A 17,514-nucleotide genomic window follows, 5' to 3' on the forward strand; every position below is an offset into this window, starting at 1 on the left:
TTGCAAATTTTAATTGATAAGTCTTACTATGATCAAAAATACTGCTACCGCTCGTCTCATTCAATTTTTGGTGGGACTTTTTATCGCCTGCTTAGCGTTGGCAGTTATTTTAGCCCTTGCTGTGCCTATCGGTTTTTATGGTATGGCCATGTATTTATCGCCTACTTTACCCAGCACTCAAGAGATTAAGACCGCAAATTTTGAGATGCCATTACAGATTTATAGTAGGGATGACAAATTAATCGGTCAATATGGCAATCGCTTATCACTGCCGATTACTTTTGAAGACATTCCTGAAGACTTGACACATGCTTTTTTAGCAGCAGAAGATGCCTCATTTTTTCAACATAGTGGGATTAGTATTAAGGGGCTTGGACGCGCGGTTACCGAGGTAGTGACCGATGATGAGAGCCAAACAGGTGGTTCCACCATCACTATGCAGGTCGCCAAAAACTATTTTTTGAGTCCAGAACGTACCTTGAATCGTAAACTGACTGAATTATTTTTGGCACGTAAGATCGAAGATGAACTCAGCAAAAATGATATCTTGACGCTTTATGTCAACAAAATCTATTTGGGGGAAGGCGCTTATGGCGTCCGTGCCGCTGCCAAAAAATATTATAGTAAATCATTAGAAAATCTGACCATTGCTGAGATGGCAATGTTGGCGGGTCTGCCGAAAGCGCCTTCTAAATATAACCCTGTAGCCAATCCTAGTCGCGCACTGACTCGCCGCAACTGGATCATTGGGCGCATGCATGAGCTGGGTTATATCAGTAAGGCACAACGTGATGAAGCAATTAGCTCACCAGTAGGCATCAACCTTTATCAAGAAAAACTTGATGTCAATATGCCATATTTGGCAGAAATGACACGCTCAGCTTTGGTCGATCGCTATGGTGATCAAGTGATGCATAGTGGCTGGCGCGTACGTCTTACTGTCGATAGCAAAGCACAAACAGATGCGGAAGCTGCCATACTAACAGGCTTGGTTGCTTATGAACATCGTCATGGCTGGCGCGGCGCAGAAGCAAATGATGAACCTCTAGAAAATTTCCGCCGCTATAGCAACATGTCCCCAGCTAAAGTTACCAAAGTCAACGCTCGTAGTTTTGAAGCAACACTGGCATCGGGTGAAAGTGTAACCGTGAATTGGTCTGGTATGAGCTGGGCACGCAAATACATTTCTGCCGATCGTATCGGTTACTACCCTAATAATGCCAGCCAAATTGTCAGCCAAAATGACATCATTCGCGTGATACCTACCGCTAACGGCAACTGGCAGTTGGGACAAATCCCTGAGGTGCAAGGCAGTCTGGTATCGTTGAACCCAGAAACTGGAGCCGTTAACGCCTTGGTTGGTGGCTTTGACTTTAATCACAGTAAGTTCAACCGAGCCTTACAAGGCTGGCGGCAACCCGGCTCAACGATTAAGCCGCTTGTTTATACAGCTGCTTTAGAAAAAGGTTATCGTCCAGATAGCATTGTCTCTGATCGGCCTATTCAAGTAGGTGACTGGAAACCCAAAAACTCTGATGAGCGTTTTTTAGGCGACATTACTCTACGTCGTGGTCTTTATTTGTCTCGTAATTTGGTGTCTATCCGTTTGCTACAGGCCATCGGTATCTCTGATGTGCGCAATCTATTAGATGAATTCGGCCTTGATAAAGAAAAGCTACCAACAACTTTGTCGCTAGCACTAGGTGCAGGGCAAGCAACGCCGTTACAAATGGCAACTGCTTACGCAACCTTTGCCAATGGTGGTCATCGCGTACAGCCTTACTTTATTGAGCAAATCTATAATTATAAAAATGAGCTCTTGTTTCAAGCCAATCCACGCCAAGCTTGTGCGTTATGTTTTAACGAACAACTTGAAGCGCTCAATAAAAAATCAATCGAAGATTATAATCAATCAATTTCAAATAAAGACGGTATTACTGAAGACAGTGTTGCTGAAAATGAGGTAACTACCGAAGAACAAAATTCAGAAAATAGCAATGACACCGAACAAAGCGATAAAACTATTGATTTGACGATTTATGACGCTAGTCCACAATCGGACCGTCTAAAGGCACCTGCAGTACAGTATGTGATAGCCAAACAAGCACCTCGAATATTAAAATCTAGAGTGGCTTTTGACATGGCAGATATTTTACGCGATGTGATTCAACGTGGTACAGCAGTGCGCGCAAAAGCATTGGATCGTGATGATATCGGTGGAAAAACGGGAACGACTAACGAAGCCAAAGATGCATGGTTTGCAGGATTTCATCCTACCAATGCGACAGTAGTATGGATGGGTTTTGATCAACCAGCTACCATGGGTCGCCGTGAATATGGGGGTGTGGCAGCACTACCCGTTTGGATGGATTTTATGGCAGCCCAGCTTGAAGACACGCCTCGTCAATGGGTATCGATTAATAACCGTGCCAAATCTGAAAAGCAAAAACAGAAAATCATAGAAATGACTGATGAAGGTATTGTGGCTAATGATGACGAAGACAACAATGCATCCGCAAAACCTGTCAAAACCCAAACGCAACAGCGCAGATCACCCATTGCTGAACCTCCTGAAGAGCCAAATACATCACCAACAGTCAGAACCAGTAACGAACGTAACGATAGTGTCGCGCAAAATCCGCTATCCGTTACGCCCGCTGACCGCATGCCGCCCATGCCTGAGTAAGTCAGACAGTTGGATGATACTGTTTTCAGAAGCTTGAGTAATAGGTATATTCGATTCTAAATAAAACAGATACATTATATTCCAACGCTGAACTGGTGTAAATTTTTCTGGCTTGCTGTACCTGCACAGACAGAGGCTGCGAAACTTCTCGTTTAAAGGTAAGCATTCCAGTCCTGCTGACTCGTTTTTATATTGAAATTACTATATAAAGAATACAAGTATTATATTTCATAAACCGAGCGAGGTTGACACAGCGGATCTATTTTTTAGAATTGGTATTTCTGGAATTACTATAAAAGAAAGTGTGGCAAAAAAAGGCTTGTTTAGCAATCGTTAAACAAGCCTTTTTTCACTTGAAAATCTCGTGGTTCAGTAACCTCACCCCCTAAAATTCCACCATACCAGCACGTAACTGTTCGATTAATTCCAAAAGCTGCTGACGCCATTCACGTATGGTCGCCTCATCTGGCAACCACTGATTTGATAAAGTGACGACGTTAACAATAAGATCCGGTGCTTCCAACGCGTCATTACTTGGACGCTCCTCTATGATAGTATCTGGTGGTACCGCATACAGACAACGCTGATAGGCACGCTCTATATTGGCAACAAAACCTTGTTGTTGTAGCTGCTGCAAGCGCTGAACCTCAGGTGACACTTGGGTACGCTCACCCAGTGCTTGCTCAATATCTGACAGCGTTGGCGCAGTCATGTTCAAACTATAGAAATGGCCAAGCTCTTGTATGAATGCTAGAAAACCCCCGTATAGATGAAAGATAGCGGTCTCACAATGCGCTTGATATAATTGCTTATCATTAGTACTTCCTGCAGCCTGACAAGATAGACGACAGAAATACAGTTTTTGATTGGTTCGATCTGCTTGATATTTGGCAACGCGCGTTTTACCTGCCATTTGCTACTCATCCTTATATTGACCATATATGTTATTCAGTGAAATCATAATAACTTATCACACCAATTTTTTGGTGTATAGTCGATACCAAATAAAATGGATACACGACATCATGCTGCAAGACTCTTTTTTTATATTGACCTGACTATACTATTAACCAACCCACTTTTCATAGAAAATTATAGTCAATAGCCTGACAAGACATTTTGCATATCAGACAAACATAAAAAAGCCTGCAGACATCTGCAGGCTTTTCAATTTTACGAATACTAACTAAGCTACTTAAGACTGGCTGTCTTGATTCAACTCTTGAGCAAAGGCTTCATCAAAGCTTGCAAAGTCCTTGCTGTCAGTGCTTGCCGTCATATCAAACGCTGCATTGCGATCTTTGTCTTGTAGCTTCTGATCTGCTTTTTCTTTACGAGCCTTATGATAAGCAAGACCGGTACCTGCAGGAATCAGACGACCAACTACTACGTTTTCTTTTAGGCCACGTAGCTCATCTACTTTACCAGTAACGGCAGCCGCAGTTAGTACACGGGTTGTTTCCTGGAAAGACGCTGCTGAGATAAAGCTTTCAGTCGCTAGACTTGCTTTAGTGATACCTAGCAATTGACGCTCAAACTGTACTGGGAACTTATCTTCCGCTTCTAGTTTAGCATTCAACGCTTTGATATCAGCATACTCCACCTGATCACCTTTGAAGTGACTTGAGTCGCCACCATCAGTGATTTCAACTTTACGCAACATCTGACGAATAATAACTTCGATATGCTTATCGTTGATTTTTACGCCCTGCAAGCGATAAACGTCCTGTACTTCGTTGACGATATAATCAGCAAGCGCAGTCTGTCCTTTCAAACGCAAGATATCATGTGGGTTCTGTGGACCATCAGCGATCACTTCACCACGCGCTACCGTCTCGTTTTCAAAGACGTTGATTTGACGCCATTTCGGGATCAGCTCTTCGTGCACTTCACCATCTTCATTGGTAATAATGAAGCGGTTTTTACCTTTGGTCTCTTTACCGAAGCTCACCACACCCGTCATTTCTGCCATAATGGCATGATCTTTCGGACGACGGGCTTCGAACAAGTCAGCAACACGTGGTAGACCACCGGTGATATCTTTAGTACCAGAAGAGGCTTGTGGTACACGGCCTAGGATCGAACCGGCTGCGACTTTTTCACCATCGCTGACGCGAATGATGGTTTCAGCTGGTAAGAAGTAAACCACTTCTTTGCCTTCGTCAGTATTCAAGATAATGGCAGGACGTAAGTCTTTTGCTGAGCTTGAACGATCACGAGTGGCCAGAATCTCAAATGAGCTCATACCAGTCGCATCATCAACCTTCACAGTAGCAGTCATACCATCAGTGATATCACTGAAGCGTGCTGTACCAGCGAATTCTGTGATAATAGGATGCGTGTGCGGATCCCATTTGGCAATAGTCTGACCACCTTCAACCTGCTCTTCGTCTTTCACGAGTACGCTTGAACCATACGGTACTTTATAACGCTCGCGCTCACGACCAAGCTCATCGGTCAACGCAATTTCAGCTGAACGCGATACGATAACTAAGTGACCATCAGTATGCTGAACGGTTTTCATATTTTCGAAATGCGCTTGACCAGCATTACGTACAGAGATGCTATTGTCTACAGATGCTGAGCTTGCAGCCCCACCCACGTGGAAAGTACGCATTGTTAACTGAGTACCTGGCTCGCCGATAGACTGGGCCGCCATAACACCCACTGACTCGCCGATGTTCACTTTATGACCACGAGCAAGGTCACGACCATAACACTGTGAACAAACGCCATGTTCAACATCACAAGTAATAACTGAGCGTACCCAGATATCATCAATGGCATTGTTATCAAGCACGTTTACCCAATGCTCATCGATCAAAGTACCAGCTGGAATCAATACTTTATCGGCATCATCGTTATAATTGACATCACGTGCAGTCACACGACCAAGAACTAGCTCACCTAGCTTTTCAATGATCTCACCACCTTGGATATGCGGTTTCATGAGCAAGCCTTGCTCAGTACCACAGTCATCAGTAGTGATAACCAAATCTTGTGCCACATCGACCAAACGACGCGTCAGATAACCTGAGTTAGCCGTTTTTAGTGCTGTATCGGCCAGACCTTTACGAGCACCATGAGTTGAGATAAAGTACTGTAATACCGTCAAACCTTCACGGAAGTTGGCTTTGATCGGTGTCTCAATGATTGAACCATCTGGCTTAGCCATCAAACCACGCATACCGGCCAACTGACGAATCTGTGCCGCACTACCACGAGCACCAGAGTCTGACATGATGAAGATAGAGTTGAATGATTTCTGCTCTTCTTCAACGCCTTTGGCGTTCATGATTTTATCAGTAGCCAAGTTATCCATCATCGCTTTAGCGACTTTGTCATTGGTACGTGACCAAATATCAACCACTTTGTTATAACGCTCACCAGCCGTCACAAAACCTTGCTCGAACTGATCTTCGATCTCGCGAACTTCGCCTTCTGCCACTTCAATGATCTGTTTCTTGCTTGGCGGGATAACCATATCATCGATACCGATAGATACGCCAGACAGCGTCGCTTGAGCAAAACCAAGATACATCAATTGGTCAGCGAACATGACGCTTTCTTTAACGCCAACTTTACGATAGCAAGAGTTGATCAAACGTGAGATGTTTTTCTTAGTCATCTCTTGGTTACATTCATCAAACGCCATACCTTTAGGCATGATGTTCCAGATAAGCAGACGACCGGCAACCGTTTCTTTTAAGCTGACTTCTTTGGTTTCGTTACCATCTTCATCGATATGTGTTTCTGTCGCACGCACTTTAATCTTAGCATTCACATGTAAATCATTTGAGCCAATCGCACGCAATGCTTCATTAACGGTGGCAAAAATCATGCCCTCGCCTTTGGCATTGATGGATGAACGGCTAATATAATACAAGCCCAATACCACATCCTGTGAGGGGACGATGATTGGCTCACCGTTCGCAGGCGACAAGATGTTGTTGGTAGACATCATCAGCGCACGTGATTCTAACTGCGCTTCTAGCGTCAATGGCACGTGAACAGCCATTTGGTCACCATCAAAGTCGGCGTTAAACGCTGTACAAACGAGCGGATGCAGCTGGATAGCTTTACCTTCGATTAGTACGGGCTCAAATGCCTGTAAACCCAGACGGTGAAGGGTTGGTGCACGGTTAAGAAGCACTGGATGCTCACGGATAACCATGGCCAGCATATCCCACACTTGCGGCTCTTCACGCTCTACCATTTTTTTGGCAGCTTTAATCGTCGTCGCCAAACCATGAGATAATAGCTTGTTATAAGTAAATGGCTTAAATAGTTCTAGTGCCATTTTCTTAGGTAAACCACACTGATGTAGACGTAGTGTTGGGCCTACAACGATGACCGAACGACCAGAATAGTCAACACGCTTACCAAGTAAGTTTTGACGGAAACGACCTTGCTTACCTTTGATCATATCAGCCAAAGATTTCAATGGACGCTTGTTACTACCAGTAATCGCACGACCGCGACGACCGTTATCTAACAAAGCATCAACTGACTCTTGCAGCATACGTTTTTCGTTACGTACGATGATGTCAGGCGCACTCAGCTCAAGCAGACGCTTCAGACGGTTATTACGGTTGATAACGCGGCGATACAAATCGTTTAGATCTGAAGTCGCAAAACGGCCACCTTCTAGTGGTACTAGCGGACGCAAATCTGGTGGTAGTACTGGCAAGATGTTCATTACCATCCACTCAGGCTTGTTATTAGAGTCACGGAATGCTTCTAATAATTTAAGACGCTTAGACATCTTTTTAAGCTTAGTCTCAGAACCTGTTTGCGGAATCGCTTCACGCAGCTCATCCACCTCGATATCGATATCAATGTCTTTTAATAAGTCTTGAACGGCCTCAGCACCCATTTTGGCAGTGAATTCATCGCCAAATTCTTCAAGCGCTTTGTAGTAATCTTCATCATCGAGCAACTGATACTTTTCTAAGCTAGTTAGACCTGGCTCAGTTACAATGTAGCTTTCAAAATATAGAACGCGTTCGATGTCACGTAGCGTCATATCTAGCAACAGACCGATGCGGCTTGGTAATGACTTTAGGAACCAAATATGTGCCACTGGACTGGCTAGATCAATATGACCCATACGATCGCGACGAACTTTGGCAGTGGTGACTTCTACACCACATTTTTCACAGATAACGCCTTGGAATTTACGGCGCTTATATTTACCACATAGACATTCAAAATCTTTTACTGGGCCAAAAATTTTGGCACAAAAAAGACCATCACGCTCGGGCTTGAACGTGCGATAGTTGATGGTTTCAGGCTTTTTTACTTCACCATGTGACCATGACTTGATGACGTCAGGTGAGGCTAAAGTAATTTGAATGCTATCAAACTCTTGATTACCGTTGCCGGTAGGGCTTTGCATGATATCGAGTAAATCTTTCAAGTTGCTTCTCCGTTATCTTTATAATCATCTAACAGCGTACTATTGACGCGGATAAGATGAATGAAGGCAATGAATAGGGTTGAGACAAATCACTAAAAGCAGCAGCAATAAAGCAGACTGCCTTTAGTGGACAACTAAGTTAAACAACGAATTAGTTGCTTTGTTTTAACTCAATATTAATACCCAGTGATTTGATTTCTTTGGTCAGTACGTTGAATGACTCAGGCATGCCTGGGTCCATATACTGTTCACCATCAACGATGTTTTTGTACATACGGGTACGGCCTTCAACATCATCCGACTTCACAGTCAGCATCTCTTGCAGCGTATAAGTCGCGCCATAAGCTTCTAGTGCCCATACTTCCATCTCACCGAAACGCTGACCACCAAACTGAGCTTTACCGCCCAATGGCTGTTGCGTGACCAGTGAGTAAGAACCAGTTGAACGCGCATGCATCTTGTCATCAACCAAATGGTTAAGTTTGAGCATATACATGTAGCCAACGGTGACTTGGCGGTCAAACTTCTGACCAGTACGACCATCATACAATGTCTGCTGACCATCACGTGCCATACCAGCAAGCTCTAGTAAGTCTTTGACTTGGCTTTCTTTCGCACCATCAAACACTGCCGTACCCATTGGTACACCGCCACGTAAATTATCTGATAACGCCATGATGTCATCATCACTCAAGCTATCAAGATCGACTTGTTCGCCGCCTACTTTGTTATAGATTTTGTCTAAGAAATCACGCAACTCTTTGATCGCTGCTTGAGATTTGAGCATACCATCAATCTTCTCGCCCAAGCCTTTCGCGGCCATTCCTAAATGCGTCTCTAGAACCTGACCGATGTTCATACGTGATGGTACACCAAGCGGGTTCAATACAATATCAACGGTATTGCCATGCTCATCATACGGCATATCTTCAACTGGCATAATGCGCGATACCACACCCTTGTTACCATGACGACCAGCCATCTTATCACCAGGCTGAATACGACGCTTAACCGCTAGATATACCTTAACGATTTTTTGTACGCCATGTTGTAAGTCATCACCTGCCGTTAACTTGCGTTTTTTCTCAGCAAACTTCACATCGATGTCTTTTTGCTTATCAACCAAATAATCAGCGATTTGCGTGAGACGCTCCGAGATTTCTTCTTCTACTGGCTGGATATCCAGCAAAGTCTCAAGGCTCATATCTTTCATATCAGCCAATGCCATAACCGTACCAGCTTTTAGACCAGAACCACCACTGACTTTTTGGCCATCTAACAGCGTACCAATACGGCCACGGGCTGCATCTTCAAAGATACGTAACTCTTCTTTTAAATCTTTACGGTAGCTGTCAAGTTGTGATTTTTCAATCGCTCTTGCACGAGCGTCTTTTTCAACGCCATCGCGAGTGAAGACCTGTACATCAATAACGGTACCTTTACTAGAAGTCGGTACACGTAGTGATGTGTCTTTCACATCAGCCGCTTTTTCACCAAAAATAGCCCGTAGCAGTTTCTCTTCTGGCGTCAGTTGCGTCTCACCTTTTGGCGTGACTTTACCAACTAGAATATCACCAGCGTCAACCTCAGCACCGATATAAACGATACCAGCTTCATCAAGACTTGATAGTGCTGCTTCGCCAACGTTTGGAATATCGGCAGTAATCTCTTCTGTACCAAGCTTGGTATCACGTGCCACACAAGTCAGTTCTTGGATATGAATCGTGGTGAAACGATCTTCTTTAACCACTTTTTCAGACAGCAAGATTGAATCTTCGAAGTTGTAACCATTCCATGGCATAAATGCAATGCGAATGTTCTGACCTAATGCTAGCTCACCAAGATCTGTTGATGGACCATCAGCCAAGATATCACCCAAAGCGATCTCGTCACCTTGGTTAACAATGATACGTTGGTTGATACAAGTATTTTGGTTCGAGCGTGTGTATTTGATTAAGTTATAGATATCGATACCCGCTTCACCAGCAGTCATCTCGTCTTCGTTGACACGAACCACGATACGCGATGCGTCTACATCTTCAATCACACCGCCACGCTTAGCGATCACACAAACACCAGAGTCACGAGCAACGTGACGCTCCATACCAGTACCTACTAACGGCTTATCCGCACGTAGCGTAGGAACCGCCTGACGCTGCATGTTCGAGCCCATCAAGGCACGGTTAGCATCATCATGCTCTAGGAATGGAATTAGGCCTGCTGCGACCGATACTACCTGACTTGGTGATACATCCATATGCGTCACTTTTTCTGGTGGCATACGAACGAATTCACCATAGCTACGCACACTGACCATTTCATCAGACAACGCGCCTTCTGCGGTTACTGGTGAATCAGCCTGTGCAATAACCGTACCTACTTCTTCAATGGCTGATAGATACTCAATAACATCTGTTACTTTACCATCAACCACACGGCGATAAGGCGTTTCTAAGAAGCCAAAGCTGTTGGTTTTAGCAAAGGTCGCTAATGAGTTAATCAGACCAATGTTTGGACCTTCAGGAGTCTCAATCGGGCATACACGGCCATAATGGGTATCATGTACGTCACGTACTTCAAAGCCTGCACGTTCACGGGTCAGACCACCAGGTCCTAATGCTGATACACGACGTTTATGCGTCACTTCAGATAATGGATTGTTTTGATCCATAAACTGTGACAACTGGCTTGAACCAAAGAATTCTTTAACCGCAGCAGCTACTGGCTTAGAATTAATCAAATCTTGTGGTGACAAGTTATCAGATTCCGCTGAGCTTAAACGTTCTTTAACTGCACGCTCAACACGTACTAGACCCACACGGAATTGGTTTTCTGCCATCTCGCCTACTGAACGAATACGGCGGTTACCCAAATGGTCAATATCATCAACATCGCCGCGACCATTACGAATCTCGATCAATTCTTTCAATACATTGACGATATCATCGTTGGTCAATACACTACGTTCGCGTTGGATATCAGGATCGTCAGTATTATCAAATTCTAAACCAAGACGACGGTTGAATTTCATACGACCGACATTTGATAAGTCATAACGGTCTGCATTAAAGAACATGCTTTCAAACAATTTTTCAGCAGTCTCAACCGTTGGTGGCTCACCTGGGCGCATAACTTTATAGATTTCGATCAGTGCTTCTTCACGGCTTGAGGTACTATCAGCACGTAGCGTATCAGCAATATAACTACCTTGGTCGATATCGTTAGTGAATAAAATACTAAATTCTTTGATAGACTCACTGGCTTCAAACGCACTGAGCTTGACCAATAATTCATGGTCAATTGGCGTGTTGGCTTTAGCGATGATTTCATCATTAACAACGATATCTTCAGCTAAGATACGCTCGTACAAATACTCATCAGGTACTGAAATTTTCGTCATACCCGCTTCTTCGAGCTGACGAATACGGCGTGCGTTAATACGCTTGCCTTGCTCAACAATTACCTCACCTTCAGGCGATAAGATGTCAAACTGAGCCATCTCACCACGTAAGCGATCAGCAACCAGATCAATTTCAAACTGCTCTTCACCTTTATAAACGGCTACTTTATCAAAGAAAAGATCTAAGATTTCAGAAGTAGTAAGGCCTAGTGCACGTAAGATGATAGAAGCAAGTAGTTTACGACGACGGTCAATACGAGCAAATACTAAGTCTTTGGCATCAAACTCAAAGTCTAACCAAGAACCACGGTAAGGAATGATACGGGCGTTATAAAGCACTTTACCACTTGAATGCGACTTACCTTTATCATGGTCAAAGAACACACCAGGTGAACGATGTAGCTGAGATACGATAACACGCTCAGTACCGTTGATAATAAAAGTACCGTTAGCTGTCATCAAAGGCATCTCGCCCATGTAAACGCTTTGCTCACGAATATCTTTGATCGCCGCTTTGCTATCTTTATCTTTGCTGTCTTTGTCTTTGATAATCAAACGAATTTTGACACGCATCGGCGCAGCAAACGTTGAACCACGTAAGATACACTCACGCTCATCAAATTCTGGCGTACCTAAATAGTACTCAACAAATTGCAACTCAGCATTACCAGAGTGACTCTCAATTGGGAAAATAGAGGAATACGCAGCTTGCAAACCAGTATTCTCACGAGCTTTTGGCTTTTTATGCTCTTGCAAAAATTGCTCGTAAGAATCTACTTGGATAGACAGCAAATAGGGAATGTCCATCACAGTGGGCAATTCAGCAAAACTTTTGCGAATACGCTTTTTTTCAGTATAAGAATATGCCATCGAGAGTCCTTACAGTAAACGTGGAAACAAATTAAAAGCGCGGCCAGTATGCATAAATACAATGCAAACTTAGCAACGTAAACGATAATATCAAACGGGTGTTCGGGTTTAGCTCATATCTTTTTATCAATTACTACTTTATTAAACAGTGTCTATTTAGCACACTGCACTTAATCTTATAATCAGTATCTAAGTCACTCTATATGACCACTCATACCAAGAAATTCAATATCATACAATCTATTGCCATTACGGCATAACTCACAAATAACTTTACGGAAAAATAATTTTTAATGGAGTTTTTCCACGCTATCTGTTATCAAGCCCCATTTTGCATTTAGGCAATTTGTCATTAAAACTCATATTGTCGCTGACATATACCGTCTACAAGACTATATGCTGACAGCAAACCATGCTAAATGGATAACCTAAGATCAGCAGCTTTTCAGAATTAATAATAATTGGGGTAACTATAACTTCTAGAATCAGTATAAACTATAGTGTTAATGGGAAAGCATGCAGACACAAAAAAATGCCAAACATCTATAGACGTTTAGCTCATATTAACTGATTTTAAAAACTGGCATGTGTGCTTGCATGTATATCGTCTGTCCTTTTGATGGGTATCCACCGTGTTGTTGCATACGTATGTTGGCAGACACAAAAGGTCAAGCTACGAATTATACTAAAAAAAAGCTGGCAATGCAAGGCATTACCAGCTTTTTATCTTACAGTATTGAACTTATTTTAGTTCAACAGTTGCACCAGCTTCTTCAAGTTTCTTCTTCAACTCTTCAGCTTCAGCTTTGTTAACGCCTTCTTTGATTGGAGCTGGAGCGCTTTCAACCAAATCTTTCGCTTCTTTCAGGCCAAGACCAGTCGCTTCACGTACGGCTTTAATTACGCCAACTTTCTTCTCGCCAAAGCTGGCAAGAACTACGTCAAACTCGTCTTTTTCTTCAGCAGCAGGACCAGCAGGACCAGCAGCAGCAGGTGCAGCAGCAACGGCAGCTGTTACGCCGAATTTTTCTTCCATAGCGCTGATTAATTCAACGATATCCATTACTGACATTTCAGCGATTGCGTTTAACACATCATCTTTAGATAGTGCCATGAGAACTCTCCGTTTTCTGATAAAAATTAATTGATTTTAAAATCGCTTTGATTGCTTGCCAAGTTTTAAAATAGTCATGACAATTAAATGCAAATAGCGATGTAAAATTTACGTTAAAACAAGCAATTAAGCAGCTTCTTTTGCGTCTTTGATTGCTGCAACAGTGCGAACGAACTTGCCAGGAACTGCGTTCATAGTCTGGACAAGCTTGGTCACTGGTGCGTTCATAGTAGCCATCAAGATAGAGAGTGCTTCGTCGCGAGTTGGTAGCTTCGATACGCGCTCTAGCTCTTCTGGACCATAAACAACACCACCAACTGATACCAATTTGGTCTCTAAAGCTTTGTTATCTTTGCTAAAGTCGAAAACGACTCGAGCTGCAGATCCCAAATCTTCCATAGAGAAAGCCAAAAGTAATGGACCAGTCATACGGTCTGACATGCTCTCAAACTTAGTGCCTTCAAAAGCGCGTTTTGCTAGGGTATTTTTTACCACTTTCAAAATTACGCCTTTCTCACGGGCTTGTTCGCGCAGCTTAGTAAGCTTTGCAACGCCAATACCATGATATTCGGCAGCTACTGCTGAGTAAGCATTAGCAGCAACTTCAGACACTTCAGCCACAACTTGTTGTTTTTGCTCTAGCGTTAATGCCATAAGTTGACTCCTTTAATCTTATCAATCAGCGCAGTATTTCAATGCTTAAAAACCTAAGTTTTCAATTATGAGACATCTGGCTTGGACTGACTTGATACGACACGTTAGTCATAAATCATATAAAAATAAAATTTACTCATAACGACTGATTACGGCACCGTTATCAGAATGACATCAAGTGATAGAATGAACTATCGGCTCTTATCAACAACTGGGTGGGTCACCGTCTGCGTAGGACAACTAAGATTTTCATCTGTCGTCGATTAACAAAACCAGCTTATTGCTATAAAAAACCATTCAACAATCGTTGTTTATACCGTTAAACCAGTTTCTACCTACGGTCTTAGACAGCATAGCGTTTGCTACGCTGACCTAATTCTTTAAAGTATTTTTTTAGCCTTTATTTAAAATCGTCAAATAAAGGCACATATTTAACTATTTTGCTGTGCGATATGGAACTGGATCAATGCTTAGACCAGGACCCATCGTGCTAGACAAGGTGATTTTCTTGATGAAAGTACCTTTAGAAGTAGCAGGTTTAGCACGTTTTAGATCTGTAATTAGTGCTTCAGCATTTTGGATTACTTGCTCAGCAGTAAAACCAATTTGACCGATAGTCGTGTGAATAATACCTGCTTTGTCTACACGATACTGTGCCTGACCAGCTTTAGCGTTATTAACCGCTTCAGCAACGTTAGGCGTAACCGTACCGACTTTAGGGTTAGGCATTAGACCACGTGGACCTAGGATAGTACCTAGTTGACCAACAACACGCATTGCATCAGGAGCAGCAATAACGACATCAAAGTCCATGTTACCGGCTTTGATTGATTCTGCTAGGTCTTCAAAACCAACGATGTCAGCACCAGCTTCTTTGGCGGCTTCAGCAGCAGCACCTTGAGCAAATACAGCAACGCGTTTGGTTTTACCAGTACCAGCAGGTAGGTTGGTAGCGCCACGAACGACTTGATCAGATTTACGTGGGTCTACACCCAAGTTTACTGCGATGTCGATAGACTCTTTAAACTTAAGAGGTGGCAAATCATTTAGGATTTGAACCGCTTCTTCCATAGTGTATTGTTTTTCGTGCTCAATACGGCTATTGATTTCTTTTTGACGTTTGGTTAGCTTAGACATTATACACCCTCCACGGTAATACCCATTGAACGTGCAGTACCAGCGATGGTACGAACAGCAGCATCAAGATCAGCAGCAGTTAAATCTGCATTTTTGGTCTTAACGATGTCTTCTAGTTGTGCACGGTCAACTTTACCGACTTTAGCGGTATTTGGTGTACCAGAACCTTTAGCAATACCAGCAGCTTTACGTAGCAAATACGCAGCTGGTGGCGATTTCATGATGAAGGTAAAAGACTTATCGCTGTATACAGTGATCTCAGTAGGAATCGGTAGACCCGGCTCTTGGTTTGAGGTCGCAGCGTTAAATTCTTTACAGAACGCCATGATGTTCACGCCTTTTTGACCCAATGCTGGACCAATCGGTGGTGAAGGATTTGCTTTGCCTGCAGGCACTTGCAGTTTGATGTAACCATCAATCTTCTTAGCCATGATTCTCTCCTAAATGGGTAATAGCGCCAAATCAGTATTAAATATAATATTGATTAACAGCTCCCCGGTTGATGAATTTTTTACTGTTTTAGTCTAGCTTCTCAACTTTACTAAACTCAAGCTCGACCTGAGTCGGTCGATTAAATACGTTTACAGTCAGGTGTAACTTAGATTTTTCGTAATCCACTTTCTCCACCAACCCTTTAAAGTCAGTGAATGGACCATCGATAACCAACAACTCTTCGCCCGGCTCAAATAGCGTCTTAGGACGTGGATCAGCTTCAGTCTGGTTAAGGCGGTTTAAAATACGATCAGCTTCTACTTGTGTAATAGGTGCTGGGGTTTCAGGTGTACCACCGATAAAGCCCATGATACGGGGGCAATCTTTAACAATGTGCCAAGTATTGTCGTTCATTTCCATCTGGATCAATACGTATCCTGGAAAGAACTTACGCTCACTCTTACGTTTCTTGCCGTCTTTCATTTCAACGACTTCTTCAGTAGGCACCAATACATCACCGAATGACTCAGCGAAGTCACTACGATTAATACGATCAGTTAAAGAACGTTGTACTTGTTTTTCATATCCTGAAAACGCTTGGACAATATACCAACGCATATCACGCTCCTAATCGTTATAAGTAAAAATTTGAGTTATAATATTTAAATCGAAGCGCATCACAATATACGATGCAGCGCTTAGGGTAAAAATATCTAACCAATAAATATGCCAACAAACCAATTAAAAAAGTTATCCAATAACCAAATAAAAACCCCAACAATAGCGATCACGACAATGACTTGCCATGTGTATTGAACGGTTTCGTCTTTACTTGGCCATGTTACTCGGCGAAGCTCAACACCAGCATCTTTTAATAATATTTTAAAAGCACGGCCTTGATTCGTTAATGCTAAGCATATTACTGCAAATACAATAAGGGCGACAATGATACCAATACGTACCCATACATCATTGGCTGGTTGCCAATAACCGGGTAAATACTGGTTGACTAAAGTCGCCCCTATCAAAAATACTGCGGCAAGTAACCACAACATCAAATCTTTTATTGAGCCAGTCTTGGCAACTTCAACAGCAGAAGTATTAACCGCTGAAATGTGCTTATCTTTAGACAGCATCCCACCACCAACCGCCTTGGCATCAGATAACTTATTCTCGAGGTTATCTTGATTATTGCTCATAAAGAACTCGCTTCGGAGATGGTGAGGTATAACAAAGAGATGATAAAAAGATGGCAGGCGATGTAGGACTCGAACCTACAACCCTCGGTTTTGGAGACCGATGCTCTACCAATTGAGCCAATCGCCTATGGGTGTAAAGGACAGCATTATACAATATTTGGCATAAAATGCAAGCCTTCAGAGATAATTTTTTATCTCGCTTTCCTCTTATTTAAGGTCGTTACGTTTATCAGTGAGTTTTTAAATATACTAACTGTATAGGTAGGTATGTCAACTATATATACATACGACAAGAGTGAGCGCTAATATAGCAAGCTATCTAATAGATTACAATAGAACAAGAGATAAATTCATTATCCTCACCTATAAAACTGTATAAAAATAAAAAGGGCTGTAAGTAGATAGGCGTATTTGAATTTTAGATACACGTCCTTATTTGCAAAAAAAAGCCACCCTCTTAGAGGGTGGCTTTTTCATGACTAACTGATAAGCTCATTACTGAGACTTATAGATTAGTTCAATACGTTAGCAACAACACCAGCGCCTACAGTACGGCCGCCTTCACGAATTGCGAAGCGAAGACCTTTGTCCATAGCGATTGGA

Annotated in this window: 11 protein-coding genes and 1 tRNA gene; 1 reads left to right on the top strand and 11 read right to left on the bottom strand. The window is 42.7% G+C overall.

The annotated features are described in order from the left end of the window. The first annotated feature begins 28 nt into the window (after positions 1-28). Positions 29-2,686 carry a penicillin-binding protein 1A gene (locus M917_RS02360; protein ID WP_021813152.1) on the top strand — a complete coding sequence of 886 codons (2,658 nt, stop codon included), beginning with the start codon at positions 29-31 and terminating at the stop codon, positions 2,684-2,686. 385 nt (positions 2,687-3,071) lie between these two features. On the opposite strand, the gene M917_RS02365 is transcribed toward M917_RS02360, so the two are convergent. The 11 genes from M917_RS02365 to M917_RS13840 all read right to left on the bottom strand — a co-directional run. Then, positions 3,072-3,599 carry a DUF6586 family protein gene (locus M917_RS02365; RefSeq protein WP_021813153.1) on the bottom strand — a complete coding sequence of 176 codons (528 nt, stop codon included), beginning with the start codon at positions 3,597-3,599 and terminating at the stop codon, positions 3,072-3,074. Between the two features lie 282 nt (positions 3,600-3,881). Continuing rightward, positions 3,882-8,105, bottom strand: coding sequence for a DNA-directed RNA polymerase subunit beta' (rpoC, locus tag M917_RS02370; RefSeq protein ID WP_021813154.1), 4,224 nt, complete (start codon positions 8,103-8,105; stop codon positions 3,882-3,884). A gap of 151 nt (positions 8,106-8,256) precedes the next feature. Then, entirely contained in the window at positions 8,257-12,375 is a 4,119-nt protein-coding gene (gene rpoB / locus M917_RS02375) for a DNA-directed RNA polymerase subunit beta (RefSeq protein ID WP_021813155.1), read from the bottom strand. A gap of 742 nt (positions 12,376-13,117) precedes the next feature. Beyond that, positions 13,118-13,489 (bottom strand): 50S ribosomal protein L7/L12, encoded by a 372-nt coding sequence (gene rplL, locus M917_RS02380; protein ID WP_021813156.1) that lies wholly within the window; start codon positions 13,487-13,489, stop codon positions 13,118-13,120. 126 nt (positions 13,490-13,615) lie between these two features. Next, positions 13,616-14,143, bottom strand: coding sequence for a 50S ribosomal protein L10 (rplJ, locus tag M917_RS02385; RefSeq protein WP_021813157.1), 528 nt, complete (start codon positions 14,141-14,143; stop codon positions 13,616-13,618). A 435-nt stretch (positions 14,144-14,578) separates the two neighbouring features. Continuing rightward, positions 14,579-15,280 (bottom strand): 50S ribosomal protein L1, encoded by a 702-nt coding sequence (rplA, locus tag M917_RS02390; protein WP_021813158.1) that lies wholly within the window; start codon positions 15,278-15,280, stop codon positions 14,579-14,581. Beyond that, entirely contained in the window at positions 15,280-15,711 is a 432-nt protein-coding gene (rplK, locus tag M917_RS02395; RefSeq protein ID WP_021813159.1) for a 50S ribosomal protein L11, read from the bottom strand. The genes rplA and rplK overlap by 1 nt, the downstream gene beginning before the upstream one ends. An 88-nt stretch (positions 15,712-15,799) precedes the next feature. Then, positions 15,800-16,330 (bottom strand): transcription termination/antitermination protein NusG, encoded by a 531-nt coding sequence (nusG, locus tag M917_RS02400; RefSeq protein WP_021813160.1) that lies wholly within the window; start codon positions 16,328-16,330, stop codon positions 15,800-15,802. A gap of 95 nt (positions 16,331-16,425) precedes the next feature. Beyond that, a complete protein-coding gene (gene secE / locus M917_RS02405; RefSeq protein WP_021813161.1) occupies positions 16,426-16,911 on the bottom strand; it encodes a preprotein translocase subunit SecE in 486 nt (161 codons plus the stop codon). A gap of 51 nt (positions 16,912-16,962) precedes the next feature. Further along, positions 16,963-17,038 (bottom strand) — tRNA-Trp (locus M917_RS02410). Between the two features lie 385 nt (positions 17,039-17,423). Further along, on the bottom strand, positions 17,424-17,514 hold a 91-nt coding region (locus tag M917_RS13840), incomplete at its 5' end, for an EF-Tu C-terminal domain-related protein (RefSeq protein WP_454557312.1).

This window comes from Psychrobacter aquaticus CMS 56 (genome assembly GCF_000471625.1).
GTDB lineage: Bacteria > Pseudomonadota > Gammaproteobacteria > Pseudomonadales > Moraxellaceae > Psychrobacter > Psychrobacter aquaticus.

Bases quoted from the DNA above. Each gene is read 5' to 3' on its own strand.
- M917_RS02360 (WP_021813152.1), top strand. From the start codon at position 29: ATGATCAAAAATACTGCTACCGCTCGTCTCATTCAATTTTTGGTGGGA.
- M917_RS02365 (WP_021813153.1), bottom strand. From the start codon at position 3,599: ATGGCAGGTAAAACGCGCGTTGCCAAATATCAAGCAGATCGAACCAAT.
- rpoB (WP_021813155.1), bottom strand. From the start codon at position 12,375: ATGGCATATTCTTATACTGAAAAAAAGCGTATTCGCAAAAGTTTTGCT.
- rplL (WP_021813156.1), bottom strand. From the start codon at position 13,489: ATGGCACTATCTAAAGATGATGTGTTAAACGCAATCGCTGAAATGTCA.
- rplJ (WP_021813157.1), bottom strand. From the start codon at position 14,143: ATGGCATTAACGCTAGAGCAAAAACAACAAGTTGTGGCTGAAGTGTCT.
- rplA (WP_021813158.1), bottom strand. From the start codon at position 15,280: ATGTCTAAGCTAACCAAACGTCAAAAAGAAATCAATAGCCGTATTGAG.
- rplK (WP_021813159.1), bottom strand. From the start codon at position 15,711: ATGGCTAAGAAGATTGATGGTTACATCAAACTGCAAGTGCCTGCAGGC.
- nusG (WP_021813160.1), bottom strand. From the start codon at position 16,330: ATGCGTTGGTATATTGTCCAAGCGTTTTCAGGATATGAAAAACAAGTA.
- secE (WP_021813161.1), bottom strand. From the start codon at position 16,911: ATGAGCAATAATCAAGATAACCTCGAGAATAAGTTATCTGATGCCAAG.